Raw genomic sequence first — 18691 nt, 5'->3', positions numbered from 1 at the left:
CGTTCAGACCGCTTGTTGGGAGATGATCGATGACGGACTATCCCCTGCTGCGCGCCAGCCTTGCGCCGCAATATGCGCAACTTCCCCCGGATCGCCTGAATGACCTGGTGCGATCGATCTATGGCCCCAACGCCACGGCCGAGGATGTCGAGGGGCTGTTCGACGACATCGGCGGCGGCCTGCGCCGGGCCGCGGGCGCGGTGGGCAATTTCGCGCAAAAGGCTGCTCCGGTGCTGGCGCGCGCGCTGCCCAGCGTGGCGAGCGGCGCCACGGGCGGCGCCGCTTTTGGGCCCTGGGGCGCGCTGATCGGCGCCGGCGCCGGCCTGGCGAGCGGCCTGTTGTCGCAATCGGGGAGCCGGACCGCGCGCGATATCGGCGGCGCCATCCACAATGTCGGAGGCCTGGTGTCGACGGTGCGTGGCGGCGGCGCCAACGGCGCGCTCGGATCGCTGGCCTCGGTCGCCAGCGGCGCGCTCGGGAGAACGCCTGCCGGCCGGGCGGCGCTCAGCGGAATACAGGGTTCGCAGCGCGCGCCCTCGGGCGGCGCGGCGAACATGCTCGCCGGGCTTCTGGCCCGTCCCGAGCTGGCGCAATCGCTGATGTCCTCGCTGATGGGCGGCGCGGGGCGGCAGAATGTCTCGATCAGCGGCCAGCAGGTGCCGGTGAGCCAGATGCTGTCGACGCTCAGCAACGTTGCCGGGCGCGCCGCGCACGAGGCCGCCGAGGCGGAAGGGTCCGCCGAGGACACGCCCGAATATGCAAGCGCGATGGCGGAGGCCTTCGGCATCGATCCGGAGGATTCGGAAGGGCGGAGCGACGCGCTGCTGGCGCTGCTCGCGCTCACCCCGTCGATCTGGATGAATCGGCCGGCGCCGGTGAACGTCCAGGTCAATCCCGCCGATCCCTATTTCCCCGCGGGCGAGAGCGCATGGGCCGAATGGGAAGGCGAGGCCCTGTTCGACGAGGATTGGAGCGAGGACTGGGGCGAGGATTGGGGCGGCGAGGACTATGCCGAGAACGATGAATCCGTGGAGTATGTAGGTGTTTGACGCCGCTGCCCGCGCTGCCGCCGGCCCCGGGCTCGATCCCGCGGCGATGATGCAGGAGTTCGCGGCCGGCGATCCGCGCATGGCCGCGCTGATGGAGCTGATGCAGGCGCAGCGCGCCGAGCCGAGCAACGATGTCGAGGCTCCGGACGAGCGCGACGAGCTGATCGCGGAGCTGAGCGCGCGGCTCGACGCGGCCGAGGCGCGCCTGACCAAGATGACGCGGATCGCCCGGCAGCTGCACGAGGCCGGCCGCGCCGGGGCGCAGCGGCTGAGCCGGCTCGCCGCGGCGCTCGGCGCCTGCGGCCTGTGCTGGGGCGACGATCCCGGCTGCCTTGGCTGCCATGGTCGCGGCCGGCCCGGCATGGTCCGGCCGGACGCGCAGATCCGCGCCGAGCTGTTCGGGGCGCCGTCGCCGGCGCGCGAACCCGCGATGCACGCGCACTGACTCGTTCAACAGTTGATGACAGGAGGAACGTGATGTTGGGAACCGCCTTTGAGAGCGATTTCGAAGGGCTCGTGGAGAGCGATTTCGAGTTCGACACCGAGGATTACGGCGAGGACTATGGCGAGGCGTTCGACGAGGCCGCGCGTCCCAGGTTCGGCGCACGGCCTGGCCGGGGTGGCCGGCCGGGGATCAAGCTGCCGCCGCGCGGCAATGCGGTGCCGCGTGCCGTCCCCGGCGGCTTCGCGACCAAGGCCGAACTGGCGGCGACCGCCAAACGGCTCGACGACCGCATCCACACGACTTCCGCGGCGCTGAAGGCCGTCGACACGCGCGCCCGCGCTGCCGAACGCGAGATCGGATCGATGGGGCAGGCGCTGCGCAAGGAGATCGCGCTGCGCAAGAAGGAAACCGCCGAGCTGAAGAAGGGCCTCGACGAGTCGCGCCAGATCGCGATGATCCTGCCGCTGATCGGCGGCGGGAACGACAAATTCTCCAAGATGCTGCCGGTCCTTCTCTATGGCGGCGCGCTTGGCGGCTCGTCGACATCGGCGAGCGACGGCAACAACGGCGTGATGACGACGATGATGATGGCCATCGCGCTTTCGGCCTGACCGGGCTGCTGTCACCGAAAGGAATGCGAGCATGTTTGACCAACAGCTGAACAGCCTCGTGCTCGGGCGCGCGGCGGGAAGCTCCTTCGGCCTGTCCTCCACGGATCTCGGCCGGCTGAGCATCATCGCTTACATGGCCGGCAATCCCTTGCTCGCGATCATCGCGGCGCGCTCCATGGCGGACAAGCCGTCCGACGAATGCGCGGAATATGATGACGTGAGCGAAGTGGAGGATGCGGTCGAGGCGGCGCAATCGGCGGCCGAGGACGCGGAGGCGGCCAAGGGCGGCGCCGAAGAGGCACGCAAGGGGGCCGAAGCCGCGGCGCAGGAGGCAAGAATTGCCGCCGACGCCGCCGGAAAATCGGCCGCCGCCGCCCAGCAGGCCGCCGACGAGGCGAGCAAGGCCGCCGCCCAGGCGCGGGAACCCGCGAAAGCGGGCGCCATCGCGCCGCCGCTCAAGAAGTAGCGGCGGCCGGCCAGGGGGTGAACCATGGATCCCGGGCTGCAGGAACTGATCGCGGCGGGCGGTTCGGACGAAGAGGTCGCCGTCATCGTCCGCCTGCATCCCGGGAGCTCCCCGCCGCCCGGCCTGCGCCTGGTCGCGCGCTTCGGCGACGTCGCGACCGGACGGGCGGCGCGCGGCGCGCTGGCCGCGATCCATGACCACGCATCGGTCGCCAGCCTCAAGGCACCTCGCATCTATGCCGGCGAGGCCGAGGCGATCGCCCCTGTGCGCAACCCCTTTGCCGACCGTCCGCCGCCCGGCGAGCCCGGCCTGAGCGAAGCCGATCCCGCGCCCGTGGACAGCGACGAGCGCCGCCCGGCGGGGCTCGCGGAGACGGGCAGGGGCGTCGTTGTCGCGGTGATCGACTGGGGGATCGACTTCGCGCATCCCGACTTTCGCAACGCCGATGGCAGCTCGCGCCTGATCGCCCTGTGGGACCAGCGCGCGGACGGCGTCCCGGCGCCCTATGGCTATGGTCGCATCCATCGCCGGGGCGAGATCGACCACGCGCTACGCGGCGACGATCCCTTCGCGGCCCTGAATTATCGCCCGTCCGAATCGCCACAGCCTTCGCACGGCACGCATGTGCTTGGAATCGCGGCGGGAAACGGGCGGGCGGGCGGTCCACAGGGCATCGCGCCCGAGGCGGATCTGATCTTCGTCCATCTCGGCCCCGGCCTGGGCGATCTCGGCAATTCGGTGGACCTGCTCGAGGCGATCGACTTTGTCGTCCGCGCGGCCGGGGGGCGCCCGATCGCGCTCAACATGAGCATCGGCCGCCATGCCGGGCCGCACGATGGCAGCTTGCTCGTCGAGCGCGCGATCGACTGGCTGATTGCCAACCGCCCCGGCACCGTGGTCGTGCAGAGCACGGGCAATTATTACGCGCGCAACGTCCATATGGAGGGGCGGCTGCGTGAAGGGCGCAGCGAGCGCCTGCCGTTCGAGCTGCCGCGCAGCGACGCGCATCCGGCGACGGTGGAGGTCTGGTACAAGGGGATCGACCGGTTCGTCGCGCGGGCCGTCGCTCCCGATGGCGGCGCGGCAATGGCCGAGCTCGGCGCCAATGCGGTGGTGCGCGGCGCGGCCGGGACGGAGCTGGCGCGACTCTATCACCGCGCCGCCGATCCCAACAACGGCGACAATCTGGTCGCGCTGGTCCTGCGCCCGCTGGCGCCGGCGGGGCGCTGGGCGATCGAGATCACGGGACGGGATGTGGCTGACGGCCGCTGGCACGCGTGGATCGAGCGCAATGCCGGCTGCCCGGCATGCCAGGCGGTGTTCGCGCCCGGGCTGGCGTCGCCGCTGGCGACGACGGGCAGCATCTGCAACGCGATGCGCACGATCGCGGTGGGCGCCTATGACGCGCATGATCCCGATCAGCCGATGGCGCGCTTCTCCAGCACCGGGCCGACGCGCGACGGGCGCCGCAAGCCGCTGGTGGTCGCGCCCGGCGTGCGGGTCCTGTCGGTGCGGTCGCGGCAATCGGCGGGGGAGCCGGCGGGCTATGTCCGGATGAGCGGCACGAGCATGGCCGCGCCGCATGTTACCGGCACGGTCGCGCTGATGCTCCAGGCTTCGGGGCCGCAACCGGTCGCGGCGATCCGCAACGCGTTGTTCGCTTCCCTGGCGCCGCCATCGCCGGCGGGCGCCGATCAGGTCGAGCGCTGGGGCTATGGCATCCTCGACGTCGCGGCGGCCGTCGCCGCGGCACGGCAATTGCGCGGCACCGCGCGCCCGGCCCGGGCATCCGGCGAAACACAGGAGGTGGCGGCCATGGAACGCGACGAACTCGAGGCAGCGGAAACGGTCGCCATCGGCCCGCCGGTGACGGACGACGAGCGCCGCTGGACCAAGGGCCGGCGCCACAGCCAGCCGACTCCCGAGCAGCGCATCCTGTCGCAGTTCAGCGAAGCCGAGCTGCGCGAGATGCTGGGCCTGCCGCCGGAGCCGCCGATCGCCGTCTCGCAGCGCGAGGGGAGCGAGGCCGATGCTCCAGCCCCCGACCCGGTAGCGGCGCTCGATCCGGCGCCGGCCCCGGAACCGTCCGTGCCCGATCCCGCAGCCGCGATCGAGCCGCTGCCGGGCTTCGAACCCGCCCCCGAGCCGCCGGCCGCCCCGGCAGCGCCACCCGTTGCCCCGGTCGACCCCAAGGCGCTGCTCAACGTCGCGGTCAATCCGCAGGCGCCCTCGACGCAGATCGTCGGCTTCCCGGGCGCGCGCCTCGCGGCGCCGCTGCTCGCGGGCGACATCATCCTGCGCGGAACGCATCGGCGCCGCGCGAAGATCGTGTCCCGCCCCGGCATGCGCCGCGCGCAAGGCATCCAGCAGCGGAGCGGCCGGCCGCGCGAAGGCGGCTTCTATGCCGAGGTGATCGGCGAGGACGGCTTCGAGCGGATCGCCGGCCCCGACGGGCTGCTGCTGCCCGACGTGCTGATCATCCGCTCGCGCGATGGGACCGGCCTTGGCGAGAGCGATCCGCCCATGGTGCCGCGGCCGACCATCCGCCAGGGCTCGCGCGGCCCCGCCGTCACCGAGGCGCAGACTCGCCTCAACACCGTGCATGCCGCGCGGCTCGCCGGGGGCGAGGCCGGGCTCGACCGTTGCCCGCTGACCGTCGACGGCGCGTTCGGGGCCAATACGCGCGCGGCGACGCTGGCCTTTCAGCGGACAGCCTTTCCGGGCCAGCCTAACGAATGGGACGGCGTCATCGGCCCGCGCACCTGGGCGGAACTGATTGCGGCGAGCGGCGGCGGCGTCTCGCAGATCACCTTGCCGACACGTTGTCCCGGGCTGCCGCTCGAGCAGCAGATCGACAATTTCGATTTCGGCTCGGCCGAGATACTGCCGCGTCATCAGCCGCAGATCATCGGCATCGCCCGCTGCATCATGGAGAGCGAGAGGACCGCGACGCCGGTCCGCCATCTGCGCTTGATCGGCCATACCGACTCCGTGGGGTCGCCCGCCGACAATCTCGCGCTCGGACTGCGGCGTGCCGAGGCGGTGCGGCGCGAGATACTCGGCGCGATCGCGCGGATGACCGGGCGGCCCGCATCGGCGGCGCTGGTGATCGACGTCGAAAGCCGCGGCGAGGCGGAGCCGGCCGCCGACGACGCGCGGAGCCGGCGCGTGCAGGTGTTCAGCGATTTCGTGTTCCCCGTCATCGTGCCACCCCGGCCGCGGCCGGTGGCCGCCGCGACGGTGGAGTTCGTGCTCGACGATGACGACGACCATCGGGTCGACGGCGCGTCGCCGGTTGCCACTGCGCTGATGTTCGGGCTTTGGGACAGCGCCTATACCGGCGCCGCCCGCACCGTCCGCAACGATGCCGCCGAGGCGAGCAACTTCGTCGGCAGCGACCGCCGCCGCTTCTATGTTCGCGTTACCGATCGCGGCGCGACCGGCTCGACCGTCACCGCGCGCTGGCGCACGCTGACCGCCGTCGGCGCGGACGACGACGCGCCCGCTTCACAGAACGTGACGCTTACCGAGACCGTGGCGGGATCGAAGATATTCGTGTCGCGCGCGCTGATGCTGGTGACCGACGACACCGATGCCGGCCAGCCGACCCATTCGGGGCTGGCGGCCGGCCCCGATGTCGGCGTTCGCAATCGCGGCCAGAGCAATCATCGGCTGCGCCGCGCCGATCTCAACGGCTCGGTGCGTGTCGACTATACCGCCGCCGCCGGCGGCACCGTCTCCTCGACCTTGCCGGTGTTTCGGCGCAACCCCGAGAGCCGCAGGCGCATCGCACTGCGCGTCGTCCGGCTCGGGCTGACCATGACGCCCGCGCTGCAACGGCAGATCGACGATCAATTCCTCCATGCCAACCAGCGCTGGGCGCAGACCGGGCTCAGGATCGATGTCGGCCCGACGCGCGACCTCGCGCTGCCGGCCGGCGCGCGGGATGCCAATGGAAACTATATCGGCTTTCTCGACACGCCGGAGGAGCGGCTGGTGCTGGATCAGCTGCTGCCGACCACGCCCGACGACACCGTCACCGTCTGCTTCTGCACCTTGCCGCGCCCGCGCAGCGACGGCCTGCCCAATTTCAACGCCTATTCCGGCGTCACCCAGACGCAGGAGGCATTGCTCGGCGGCCGCTTCTTCATCTTCCAGCATGTCGACCTCAATGCCGATCTCGAGACGCTGGCACACGAGCTGCACCATGTGCTGCTCAACCGCTTCGACAGTCCGCAAGGGCTGCAATTCTTCACCTTCAACACGTTCGCGCCCAGCGGCGCGCTGCCCGATGTGCGGACCTATCGCCGGATCCAGACACTGTTCACCGCCAGCCCGGATGCCGACGCCAACAACGACAACAGCTTCAACTGGGTGCGCCGGCGCCGGACGACGCGCCTGCCCACGCCGCCGGATGCCGCCGGAATCGGCCCCGCCGACACCACCACCGGCAATACCTCGGTAGGGAATTTCTGAGATGACCGACACAGCCAGCCTCACGCCCCGCCAGCGCGTGCGCATGTTCGTCGGCGGCAACTTCACCAGCGCCGCGCTGGGCCCCCGCTTCGACGCGGTGCTGCGCGCGATCGACGCCGATCCGCGCGCGCATCTGAGCGCCTTCGAGCAATTGTATCTCGGACCGCGCCCCAGCCGGCTCGCGCTCACCGATCTGCACCTCGACAGCTTCCTGCTGCGGATCAGCCGCCAGCTCCCACGGGAAGCCGGCGCGGTGTCGCGCCAGCTATTGGCGCGCATGGCCTCGCTGGCCCGCGCGCAGGAACAGGAAATGGCCGAGGCCGCGGACGAGGCCCTGTCGACCGAGCTTGGCCGGCGGCAGCGCGAACTCGTCGCGCGACGCGAGGTGCTGGCACAGATTGCCCGTGCGGCATGAGGGGGATGCGATGACCGACACCCATTCCATCACCGGCACGGACACGCTCGCCCGCGCCACGCTACAGGATCACCTTGCCGATCCCTTCATGCAGGTGGTCGCGTGGCCCGGGCGCCGTATCGACCGTCCGCTGCTCGGCGGCGATGTCGTCATCCGCCAGCCGCTGGGGGGAGGGCGCCGCTCGTTCATCCTCACCGCCCCGCTGGAAATCGGCGCGCGCGAGGCCGGCGCGATCGATGTCGAGGCACTTGCCGCGGGACGGCCGGGCACGGTCGCGATCAGCCTGTGCGGCCCGGACCGGCTGCTCCATGCCGACCTGACGGTGATCCGTCCGCTGGGCGAGGCCGAACAGGATATCTCCGCGGTTCCGCCCGGGACCCCGGCGGCGCGCCCGACCATCCGCACCGGCTCGCGCGGCCCGGCGGTGATCGACGCGCAACAGCGGCTGAACCAGGTGCATGCCGAGCGCGCGGCTCGGGGCGAGCGCGGCCTCGACGATTGCCCGCTCGCCACCGACGGCATTTTCGGAGCGCATACGCGCGCGGCCACGGTCTCGTTCCAGCGCATCGCCTTTCCCGGCCTGGCGTCCGAATGGGACGGCATCATCGGGCCACGCACCTGGAGCGCGCTGCTGACATACACCGCGCGTCGGCCGCCACGGCCGATACCCGGAGTGGGCCAGGTCGATCCCAGCCGCTGGGGCACGATCCTGCGCCCGCTCGCGACCGGGCGCACCGTGCTACGCAGCGGCAATGCGGTGGCCGCGCTGATCGACGGCAACGCCACCTTCAACGCCATGGCCGCCGACATGGGTGCCACCAATGGCGAGCGCGACTTCATCTATCTGCTCGGCTGGGACAATTTCGATACGTTCCCGCTCGGTGCGGCGAGCAGCTTCCGCGACATCTACACCGCCGCGGCGGGACGAGGAGTCGAGGTCGCGGCAATGCTCTGGGATCAGTTCGGCATCGTCACCGCCGCCGATCGCAGCGCGACCCAGGTCGTCAGCCACATCAATGCGCTGACCGGCGGCAAGGCGATCAAGGACGATCTGACCACCAACCACACCACTGCATCGACCGTGCGGCTGGCGGTCGCCGCGGCGCTGGTCGGGATGCATCCGCGCCTGATCTCGGTCATCCTCCGGATCATCGAGCCCGATATCGCGCGGCTGGGCGGATCGCATCATCAGAAGGTGCTGGTGGTCAAGCGCGGCGAGGTGCTGGTCGGCTATTGCGGCGGCATCGACATGAACCCCAACCGCGTCCGCGTTGTCGACCCCGACACGGGGCAACCGCATCATGACACGCATTGCCGCATCGTCGGGCCGAGCGCGCACGATCTGCTCTCGACCTTCGTCTCGCGCTGGCGGCATCATCCCGGCAGCAGCCGCTTCGGCGCCCTGCGCGGCGAGACGGCCGGCGTGCCCGCCGCGATCGCGAGCCCGGGCGTGAACGATGCTCCCTTTGGCGGCCCCCTCTCGGTGATGATCGCGCGGACCTTCAATCCCGTCCATGCGGCGCCGCCGCTGATCGTTGCCGAGCGCGGCATCAAGGCCGCGCTGCTCGCCGCGATCGGCAATGCCCGCCGCTTCATCTATTGCGAGGACCAGTATCTGCTCGACCTCGACACGGCGCGCGCGCTGATCGCCGCGGTGCCGCGGCTCAGCCATGTCACGATCCTGATCCCGGGCAATCCGATCACCGATGTGCCGTTCGGCAAGGAATATCGCCGCGATTTCGTGGGCCTGATCGATGCCGCGCTGTCCGGGGCCGACCGGGCCAAGCTCGGCGTGTTCCAGCTCACCACCAGCCAGAGCGCGCCGACCTTCGGCGACCACACCTATGTCCATTCCAAGAGCTGGGTGTTCGACGACGAGCTCGCGGTCATCGGCACGGCCAATTGCAACCGGCGCAGCTATAGCTTCGACAGCGAAGTCGACGCATTCATCTTCGAGGACAATCGTGTCGAGGGCGACGCGCGCCAGACCTTCGCGCAGCGCTATCGCATGGCGCTGTGGCAGCATCATCTCGCCGTGCCGGGATCCTCGGTGGTCGACGGCGTGGCGAGCGCGCGGCTGTGGCGTGCCGCCGCCCGTCCGCCCAGTGCCCGCGTCATCGAATTCGATCATCGCCTGCCGACGGGCGTCACCTCGCTCGCGGGATTGCGCCAGGCCGTGATGGACCGCGGTGCCGCCCGTCTGCGCGACATCATCGATCCCATGGTGTGATGCCGGAGCCGGGCCAGGCAGGCTCGGCAACCGCGATCGGCGATCCCGCCGATGCCGGTCAGATCAGCTTCAGGTCGGTCGGCCGCGCCTGCGGAAATACCGTCGCCAGCCGGTCGGCCGACAGCCCATATTGCCGCGCGACCAATCCGCCGATCAGCGCGCGATAGTCGGTCAGCACCGGCAGGTCGCGCGACTGGTTGAGCGTCGCGGCGGACAGCGCCACCTGCGCGCCCGCCATCCGGCCGCCGGCGATGTCGCCGCCCAGGACCCAGTAGACGCTGCCATGGCCATGATCGGTGCCCTTGTCCCCGTTCTCGCGGAAGGTGCGGCCGAATTCGGAGACGACGACCACGGTGGTCGATCCCCAGGCCCTGGCGCCGATCGCGTCGACAAAGCCGGCCAGGCCGCGCCCCAATTCGCCGATCCGATCGGCCAGATAGCCGGTTGCGTTGCCCTGGTTCACATGCGTGTCCCATCCGCCGACATCGACGAAGGCGAGGTTGAACCGGTCGCGCATCAACGCGCCGATGCGCCGCGCCGACAGCTCGAACCCCTTGCTGCTCACCGCGCCCCGGCCCGCCGCCTTCATTTCCTTGTCGAGCGTTTCGAATACGGTTTCGCGCACATGGAAGCCCTGGGCGACCGATTGCGCCAGTTGCCCGCTGGTGCCGTACATCGACTCGATGATTGCCGTCTGGCGCCGGTCGATCGGCTTGCCGACGTTTGCGAGCGCCAGATTGGGCACCGGCACGGGATCGCCGCGGAAGCACAGCGGCAACTGGTCGGTGAAGGCGATGGGCCGATCGCTTCTGCCCAGCATCTGCGCCAGGCGCGCCAGGAAACCCGAGCCATAGTTGCGCGAGCCGCCGACGGGCTGGCCCAGCTCGATCGTGTCCTGCGTCTCGAAATGGCTGCGGCTCAGATCGTCGGTGCCGGCGAACGGCACGAACGCGACCTGCCGTTGCCGCCATAGCGGCAGGATGCTCTCCTTGAGCGCGGGATGCAGGCTCCAGTCTCCGTCCAGCGGCAGCGCTGCCTTGGGATCGGCGGGACTGGGCCTGGCGAGCGCAATCGTCGGGCGCGACTGGTAGTAGAAATCGCTGCCCGTGGGGACGATGATGCTCGTCGCGTCATAGGCGCCCCGCAGGAACACGACGAGCAACCGGCTGCCCGCCTGCGGCGCGGCAAAGGCTCGGCCGGCGACGATCGATGGCGCGAGCGCTGCCGCGCCCTTCAGAAGGTCTCGACGTTGGATGGGCGGCATCACGACATCTCCTGCCATTCAACGGTGCATGAATTCGGGCGAGGACAGGAACAGTGTGTTCCACTCCTGCGGCGATGTCGCCTTGGCGAGCGCGCCGCGTGTCGGCTCGCCCAGCGTGGCGGCGAGGCCGCCAAAATAGACGGCGTTCTGCAGCTGGGGAAAGGCCGGCTGATCGGCGGATGCGCCGGGCGGGCGGAACAGGCCGGCCGATCCGCCGCCGATCTGGCGCGCGATATCGAACCGCGTCGCCATCTGGCCCGGGCCGGACCAGGCGTCCGACCGCATGTCATAGCCGTCGGGCGTCTCGTGGTTGTACAGCCCTTCGCCCATCCGGTTGAGCCAGCCGATGACCGGCTGGGTATTCAGGATCACCCGATCGCCATAGGCATAGCGCACGGCGGAGATCGCATAATGGGCCGGGTCCTTGAACACCGTCCCTAGCGAGGCCTTGAAGGCGGGGGCCCCGATCATCGCGCGCAGCACCCTGCCGATATCGCCGTCGCTGCGCCGGAACGCCTGCTCCATGCGCGCGACGACGTCCGCGGGCGGCGCATCGCCCATGAAGTAGGTCGCGATCCGGAGCGAAACATGATGCGCGGTCGCGGGGGAGGATGCGATGAGGTCGAGTGCCTGCTCGACTTCGGCGAAACCGCGTCCCTTGATGTCGTGTCCCAGGAAATGCTTGTCGCCGAAATCATGGCGCGCGGGATTGAACTCGAACAGGCCGGCGCGGACGTAGAGCGGTTGCCATTGCGGCTTGAGCTTGGGCGCGTCGGGCTTCAGGTCGACGCCGACGCCGGTCAGGATCCGGGCAAGCTCCTGCACGTCCTGCTGCGAATAGCCGGAGCCCACGCCCATGGTGTGCAGCTCCATGATCTCGCGGGCATAATTCTCGTTGATATGCCCGGCCGAATTCTGGTCGTTGTCGAGATAGCGCAGCATCGCGGGGTGGCGCAGGGTCGCCTCGAGCAGGTCGCGGAACTTGCCCAGCGCGCGGGCGTGAAGCGTGTCTTCATAATCGCCGACCATGGCGCGGATGTCGCGTTTCGGCGCGTGCACGTTGAAGTGATTGAACCAGAACCAGGTCATCTGCTCGCGCAGCTGGTCGGGGGCGTAGAGCGCGCGCAGGATCGATCTCGCGCGCGCTTCGTCGGCAAGCGCGCTCATGTCTTTCTGATAGGCGTCGCGCGCCGCCTTGCGCTGGTCGGGATCGGTCAGCGCGTTGGCGGCGCGGATCGCGGCATCCTCCTCGACGACCAGCTGCGTCATCGGTTCGCGAACGATCCGCATCGCATCGAGCTGGCGCTGCGCATCGGGAGGGAGCGTTCCGGCCCCGTCCCGCAATTGCGCGTCGAGCCAGCGGCCGGCATCGGGGGCGGCGCCGGCACGGGGCCCGGCCGCGCCCTCGATGCCCCATGTCAGCCTGTCCGCCCAGGCGAAGCCCCTGGCGGGCGCTCCGGTGGACTGTGCCTGTGCCGCCGGTATCGACAGCGCGTACAGGGCCACGAGAACGGTGCGGACGCTCAGCTGAATTCCCATCATCGGCCGATGATTCCCGAGCGATCGGCCGATGCGACGCTACCTGCCGGATCCATCGGATCCAAAAGGTCCACGCTTCACCGGCGCGATCCAATGCCCGCACTATGGGCAGCCGAAAATGAACTGGCGCTGTCCGGAAAGCGCGTTCGGGCGGGAATCGAGCCGCCGGCCGGCGGCTCTTCCGGATGAGACCGGCTAGGACCTGATCTGCAGCACCGCGAGGACGGCGTCATTCTCGGCGGGAGTGCCGATCGTCACGCGGATCCAGTCGTCCAGCGGGGGGAAGGGCCGCGCGATGGCGATGTGCGCCTGCGCGAAGGCGCGCCGGAGCGCGGCGGGCGCGGGCGGCTTGAAGAAGACGAAATCCGCGCGGCTGTCGGTTCTTCGCCAGCCGAGCCGGTCGATCCGCTGGTGGATGCGCGCGCGTTCATGCGCGACGGCGTCGTGAACGGAACGGACGTGGCGTTGATCCGCGAGCGCGGCACCGGCCGCGGCCAGCGCCAGGCGCGACAGCGAATGCGGCGCGCCGATCCCGGAATCGCGCAGTCCCCTGGCCAGCGCAACGGGCGCGACCGCATAGCCGATCGAAAGGCCCGCAAGCCCATAGATCTTGGCGAGCGTGCGGAACACCAGGACATTGGCGCCGTCGCGAACGTGCCGGATGGCGCTTCGCCGCGGAAGATCGTCATATTCCAGATAGGCTTCGTCGACGACGACCAGCGTGCGCCGGGCGGCATCGAGGATGAAGCGGTCCAGCGCCGCGGTTTCGCCGACCGTGCCGGAAGGATTGTGCGGGTTGACCAGCGAGACGGCGAGTGTGTCATCGTCGATGGCCGCCGCCAGCGCCGGGAGATCATTTTCGAGGCCGGCATTGAGCGGAACGGCCACGCCCCTGCCACCAAGCGGCGCGGCGGAATCGATGAGCGCGGTATAGCCGGGTGAGGAATGGACGATGCCGCCCCCACCATTGCGCTGCCGGGCGAGATAGAGGCCCAGCGGCTCCAGCATTTCGCCGATGACCACTTGTTCGGGGCTGACGCTCTCGAGCATGGCGATCTGGCGGCTGAGTGCGTCGACTTCCGATTGGTCGACATAGCGATGCAGGCTGGACAGGTTCCGGGTGATCGCCCGCGCGACCTGCGGCGATGGCCCGAACGCGTTCTCGTTGAGCGAGAGCCGGATATCCCGAGGAGCGGGCGCGGCGCCCGCTCCGGTTGTGATCGCGGCGGAAACCGCGCCACTCGCGACGATCAGGCGGCGGCGCGACAGAGAAGGGGCGTGCATCAGAAGTTCACTCCGATCCGGGCATAGTAATGGCCGCCGCTGAAGCCGAAGGGCGAAAACTCGCTGTACGGGAAGGCGCCGCTGGTGTCCGCGCCGGTGAGCGCCGGAGTGGAGCGGATATTCTCGGTGGGATAGATGTTGAACAGGTTGTTCGCGCCGACCGTCAGCGAGATGTTCCTCGTGATCTTGCCGGTGATGCTCACGTCCGTGACCCACTTCGCTTCCAGCTTCTGGATCACGTCGAGATTGCCCGCAGTGCCGGACTCGGTCGGCTGGGTCCGGAAGGGCGTGCTCCCCTGCGCCGCCAGCGCGGCATTGGCGGGTGTCTGGTTGGTAAGCGCCACCTGCTCGACTTCGCCGTAGCGCGTGGTGCGCGCATCGATGGTGAAGATGCCGATCTTGAGATTGGCGCCAAGTGCGACCTTGTCCTTGGGCTGGCCGTGCTGGACACGCGTTCGTTCGACCACGTCGAACAGCGGCGTGGTAATGCCGAGCGCCGTGATCTGCGACGGTGTCGCCGAGACACGCCGCAACCGGGTGGTGTTGTGGTTGTAGGCAGCGGTGAGACGCAGCGTGGCTTCGCTGCTCAATTTCGTCGTGTAGGAGGCCGTGACGTCAACGCCCTCGGTGCGCGTGTCCGCCGCGTTGGTGAAGTAGCGCACGCTGGTCACGCCGGGATAGCCTAGGCTGGCGAGATAGTCGCGCAGGCGGCGGCTGTTCGAGGCATCGACGAAATTGGAGGACAGGAAGATCCGATCGTCGATATCGATATGATAATAATCGGCCGAGGCGCTGAACCCGCCGCTGTCGAAGGTCAGGCCGCCGCCGAAGCTCGTCGACTTTTCGGGCTTGAGCTGCTGCGCGCCGAGCGCCTGGGCCAGCCCGGAGCCGACCGGGGCGGTGCGGACCAGCACGAATTCGGGGAAACCGGTCGTGTTGTTGACGATGGTGCGGCTGCTGGTCGAGCTGAAATATTGCTGGGCGAGGGCGGGGGCGTGGAAGCCGGTGCCCGCCGAGCCGCGCAGCGCGAAGCCCGCGCCCAGCTTCAGGCGGGTCGAGGCCTGGCCGTTCCAGGTGTCGCCGAAGTCGCTGTAATGTTCGTAGCGCCCGGCGAGATCGACCTGCCATCCGCGCACGGGCTCCAGGCCCAGCTCGGCGAAGGCGCCGATCGCGTCGCGGCTGGTGTCGACCACGTCGCCCGGCTGGATGCCCGCAAATCCCTGCGAGCCGATCGTCGGCACGCCGCCTGCATTCGGCCCGTCGAGAATGCGGGCGGAGCCATATTGATAGCTCGCCAGCTCGCCCGCGCCGATCTTGTAGCCGTCGCGGCGATATTCGGCGCCCAGTGCGACGTTCAGCGGCGCGGCGAGGCCGATGTCATAGCTGTCCGACAGGGTGAGATCGGTGGTCCATTGCGAATTGCCGTATCGGCCGTTGTAGAACCTGGTCGGGCTCGCGGTGCCCAGCGTCGCGTTCAGCGTGTTCTCGGTGCGATATTCGATCGTGTTGCCGCCATAGACGGTCGAGAGATCCCAGTCCCAGCCGCCGAGCTTGCCGCGAACCCCGATCACGGCCGAATAGTCGGTGCTCTCGGTATTCACGAACGGCAGGAAGCCGTTGGGATAGAGGGCGCGGACATTCTCGTCCTGGCCGGGGCGGCGGAAGGAGGCATTGGAGTGTGCCTTGCTGACCCGGTAGCCGCCAAAGCCATAGAGTTCGATATCGCCGCCGAGCGGCTTGGCGAAATTGACGATGCCGCTGACCTCTTCCAGATCGCCCTCGTCGGCGAAGCGCCAGACGTTGCGATTGACCGTCGCCTCGCGCGGGTCGAGCGTCGTGCCCGTGGCGCCGCCCGGCGGGTTGAGGCCGATGCCCGAGCCGTAGCGCGCCGACAGCGGCTGGGGCGCGCCGGTGGAGGACGTGCCGAAATAGAATTGCCGAGTATCGGGCTGTGCCCGATTGGCCGCCTTGTGGTTGCGATAATAGCCGGTGACGTTGAGGAAGCCGTCGTCACCGAGCCTCACGCCGGAGCCGAGCGATAGCTCATAGGTGTCGCCGCCGCCATCATAGGTGCTGCCGAAGCTGGCGGTGCCATGGATCGCGGTATCCGTGCGCAGCAGGATGTTGATCACGCCGGCGATCGCGTCCGAGCCATATTGAGCGGAAGCACCGTCCCGCAGGATCTCGATGCGCCCGATCGAGGCCGCCGGAATCTGGTTGAGATCGGTCGGCACCGCGCCCTTGCCGATCGTCCCGCCGGTATTGACCCAGGCCGCCGTGTGCACGCGCTTGCCGTTCAGCAGCACCAGCGTCTCGTCCGGCGAAAGACCGCGCAGCGAGGCGGAATGGATATGGGTGTTGCCGTCCGGCGTGGTGGGCGTCGCGAAGGCGAAGGACGGCACCTGCTGGCGCAGGATCTCGCTCGTTTCGGTATAGCCCGACGCACGCACGTCCTCGCCGCTCAGCACGTCGATCGGCACCGGGGAGGAGGTGACGGTGCGGTTGGCGAAGCGCGTGCCGGTGACGACGATCCCGCCTTGCTCCGGCGCGCTTTCGTCGGATGGCGGGTTCGCGGTCTGCGCGAGGGCGGGGATGGGAAGGAAGGCGACGCTCGAGAGGAGCAGGAGGATATGGCGCATGGAGCCCCTTTTTGTTCTTGCTGGCCGGGCCTTATATCCTATTCAGTCAATGGGAATTGAGTCAGAAGAAGCTCTTTGTGGCGCGATAGCGCAGCTGTCGCGAACGCGACGTGCGGTCCGCACCGGCGGAGTCATGCTCGGGAAAATCAAATCGATAGCGCGTCCTGCTGTGCGCAACGCCAGCTTGTGGCGGCGATAGATTTTCACGCGCCATAATTCCCATTTATAAAATAGGAATAAGCGGGAGGCGGCCATGGCCTCGCGATTGCGGGATATTGTCTTGGGAGGAATCCAGTGAAGACCAGCCTGTTCGCGCTCAGCCTTTCGCTCGCCGTGGCGCCCGCCGCGGCGCAGACGCTCGCCATCGATCCGCATGTCGACCTGCCCAAGTCCGCCACGGCACCGGGCTGGTCGGGCAAGGCCGATCCGACATCGCAGTTCGACCTCGATCGTGCGCGCGCCGGCGACCTCAACGCCGCGGCCATCGCGCTGTTCGTGCCGCAGGGCACGCGCGACGCGCCGACGCTCGCCAGGGCGCAGGCCGAGCTGCGCGTGCGCGACGGCGCCATTCATGCGATCGCCGAGCGCAATCCCGCGCTGGCGGTGTTCGCGCGCTCCCCGGCCGATGTCCGGGATGCGGCCGCGCGCGGCAAGTTCGCGGTGATCGAGAGCTTCCTCAACGCCTGGCCGCTCGGCAACGACCTCGACCAGCTCGACTATTGGTATGGCCGCGGCGTGCGCATCCTCGGCCTTGTCCATGCCGGCAACAATCAGTTCGCGGATTCGTCGCGGCCGGCCTTGCAGCTCGGCGACACGCCCGGTGAGAATGGCGGCCTTTCGCCGCTGGGCCGGGCCGCGGTCAGGCGGCTCAACGATCTGGGCGTGCTGATCGACGTGTCGCAACTCTCGGACGCGGCGTTCGACCAGGTGCTCGCACTGAGCCGCGCGCCGGTCATTGCCAGCCATTCGGACGTGCGCGGTCTGGTCGACAATAGCCGCAACCTGAGCGACGGGCAGCTGGACGCGCTGAAGGCCAAGGGGGGCGTGGTCGCGATCAATGCATTCAGCGCCTATCTGCGCGCGCGCTCGCCCGAGACCCTGGCGGCGGTGGCCGCGCTCCAGAAGCAATATGGGCTCAAGCCCGGCGGTCCGGCGCTCGCTGCCGACAGGCAAGCCGAATATGACCAGCGCTTCCACGATATCGTTGGCAGGGAGCCGCGCGCGAGCGTCGCGGATCTGGTCAATGCGGTCGACTATGCGGTCAAGCGGATCGGCGTCGATCATGTCGCGCTTTCGTCCGACTTCAATCATGGCGGCGGCGTCGACGGGTGGGCCGATGTCGGCGAGATCGCCAATGTCACCGCCGAGCTGAAGCGCCGGGGCTATCGGGACGCGGATATCGACAAATTGTGGAGCGGCAATGTGCTGCGTGTCTGGCAGGCGACGATCGACGCGCGCGATCAAGCCTATCGCCCGGTGGCGGTGGCACGTCGGTGACGCATTTTGATCCGCTCTATTCGCTCGCCGGTGTGCTGGTCGGCCTGCTCGTCGGCATGACGGGCGTCGGCGGCGGTTCGCTGATGACGCCGCTGCTCGTGCTTGCCTTTGGCTTTCATCCCGCCACCGCCGTGGGCACCGATCTGCTCTATGCCTCGGCTACCAAGGCGGTCGGCACCGTGGTTCATGGCGCCGGCGGCACGGTGGACTGGAAAGTGGTGCGGCGGCTGGCCATCGGCAGCGTGCCGGCCACGCTGATCACGCTGCTGGTGCTGGCCGCGCTCGGGACGCATCTCGAGAGCACGGGCCGGGTGATCAGCCTCACGCTCGGGATCGCCCTGCTCGTCACGGCCGTGGCGATCCTCTTCCGGCGCTGGATCGTCGAGTATTTCACGACCGATCGCCCGCCACGGCCCGAGCGCCAGGTGGCGGCGCTGACGGTCATCCTCGGCGCGGTGCTCGGAGTGCTCGTCTCGCTGTCCTCGGTCGGCGCCGGCGCGCTGGGCATGACCGTGCTGCTGATCCTGTATCCGCGCCTCCCGACCAATCGCCTGGTCGGCTCCGACATCGCCCATGCCGTGCCGCTGACGCTGATCGCGGGCGCCGGACATTGGCTGCTCGGCTCGGTCGACTTCGGGCTGCTCGGATCCCTGCTGCTCGGGTCGGTGCCCGGGATCGTCATCGGCAGCCTGATCGCCACGCGCATCCCCGATCGGGTGCTGCGTCCCGTGCTTGCCGGAACGCTCGCCATTGTCGGCGGCAGGCTCGTGTTTTGA

The 18691-nt window shown here is 69.2% G+C and carries 13 protein-coding genes; 9 read left to right on the top strand and 4 right to left on the bottom strand.

The window, feature by feature from the left end:
• Positions 1 to 29 precede the first annotated feature (29 nt).
• The 7 genes from OMP43_RS19665 to OMP43_RS19635 are packed head-to-tail and all read left to right on the top strand — an operon-like array spanning position 30 to position 9692.
• Positions 30 to 1049 (top strand): hypothetical protein, encoded by a 1020-nt coding sequence (locus tag OMP43_RS19665; protein WP_280281251.1) that lies wholly within the window; start codon positions 30 to 32, stop codon positions 1047 to 1049.
• Complete coding sequence (locus OMP43_RS19660; RefSeq protein ID WP_280281250.1) at positions 1042 to 1494, top strand: hypothetical protein; 453 nt, start codon at positions 1042 to 1044, stop codon at positions 1492 to 1494. The genes OMP43_RS19665 and OMP43_RS19660 overlap by 8 nt, the downstream gene beginning before the upstream one ends.
• A 32-nt stretch (positions 1495 to 1526) precedes the next feature.
• On the top strand, positions 1527 to 2105 hold the full coding sequence (locus tag OMP43_RS19655) for a hypothetical protein (protein WP_280281249.1): 579 nt from the start codon (positions 1527 to 1529) through the stop codon (positions 2103 to 2105).
• A 31-nt stretch (positions 2106 to 2136) separates the two neighbouring features.
• On the top strand, positions 2137 to 2571 hold the full coding sequence (locus tag OMP43_RS19650; RefSeq protein WP_280281248.1) for a hypothetical protein: 435 nt from the start codon (positions 2137 to 2139) through the stop codon (positions 2569 to 2571).
• Between the two features lie 24 nt (positions 2572 to 2595).
• Positions 2596 to 7047 carry a S8 family serine peptidase gene (locus OMP43_RS19645; RefSeq protein ID WP_280281246.1) on the top strand — a complete coding sequence of 1484 codons (4452 nt, stop codon included), beginning with the start codon at positions 2596 to 2598 and terminating at the stop codon, positions 7045 to 7047.
• Between the two features lies 1 nt (position 7048).
• Positions 7049 to 7462 carry a hypothetical protein gene (locus OMP43_RS19640; RefSeq protein ID WP_280281245.1) on the top strand — a complete coding sequence of 138 codons (414 nt, stop codon included), beginning with the start codon at positions 7049 to 7051 and terminating at the stop codon, positions 7460 to 7462.
• 10 nt (positions 7463 to 7472) lie between these two features.
• Positions 7473 to 9692, top strand: a complete 2220-nt coding sequence (locus OMP43_RS19635) for a phospholipase D-like domain-containing protein (protein ID WP_280281244.1) — start codon at positions 7473 to 7475, stop codon at positions 9690 to 9692.
• 58 nt (positions 9693 to 9750) lie between these two features.
• Here the strand turns inward: OMP43_RS19635 and OMP43_RS19630 are convergent, their stop codons facing one another.
• From OMP43_RS19630 to OMP43_RS19615, 4 genes are all read right to left on the bottom strand, one after another.
• The gene (locus OMP43_RS19630; RefSeq protein WP_280281243.1) at positions 9751 to 10956 is read right to left on the bottom strand and encodes a DUF1501 domain-containing protein; all 1206 of its coding nucleotides are present in this window, start codon (positions 10954 to 10956) and stop codon (positions 9751 to 9753) included.
• Between the two features lie 18 nt (positions 10957 to 10974).
• A complete protein-coding gene (locus OMP43_RS19625; protein WP_280281242.1) occupies positions 10975 to 12498 on the bottom strand; it encodes a DUF1800 domain-containing protein in 1524 nt (507 codons plus the stop codon).
• Between the two features lie 192 nt (positions 12499 to 12690).
• The gene (locus OMP43_RS19620; protein ID WP_280281241.1) at positions 12691 to 13779 is read right to left on the bottom strand and encodes a histidinol-phosphate transaminase; all 1089 of its coding nucleotides are present in this window, start codon (positions 13777 to 13779) and stop codon (positions 12691 to 12693) included.
• The gene (locus tag OMP43_RS19615; RefSeq protein ID WP_280281240.1) at positions 13779 to 16418 is read right to left on the bottom strand and encodes a TonB-dependent receptor; all 2640 of its coding nucleotides are present in this window, start codon (positions 16416 to 16418) and stop codon (positions 13779 to 13781) included. Before OMP43_RS19615 ends, OMP43_RS19620 begins: the two co-directional genes overlap by 1 nt.
• A gap of 294 nt (positions 16419 to 16712) precedes the next feature.
• Here OMP43_RS19615 and OMP43_RS19610 point away from each other — a divergent pair, with 294 nt between their 5' ends.
• Positions 16713 to 17915: a dipeptidase gene (locus OMP43_RS19610; RefSeq protein ID WP_280281239.1), complete on the top strand. Its 1203-nt coding sequence runs from the start codon at positions 16713 to 16715 to the stop codon at positions 17913 to 17915.
• The gene (locus OMP43_RS19605; protein WP_280281238.1) at positions 17912 to 18691 is read left to right on the top strand and encodes a sulfite exporter TauE/SafE family protein; all 780 of its coding nucleotides are present in this window, start codon (positions 17912 to 17914) and stop codon (positions 18689 to 18691) included. Before OMP43_RS19610 ends, OMP43_RS19605 begins: the two co-directional genes overlap by 4 nt.

It is taken from the genome of Sphingomonas sp. CBMAI 2297 (assembly GCF_029870595.1).
GTDB lineage: Bacteria > Pseudomonadota > Alphaproteobacteria > Sphingomonadales > Sphingomonadaceae > Sphingomonas.
This window is presented reverse-complemented; position numbering and strand designations above follow the sequence as displayed.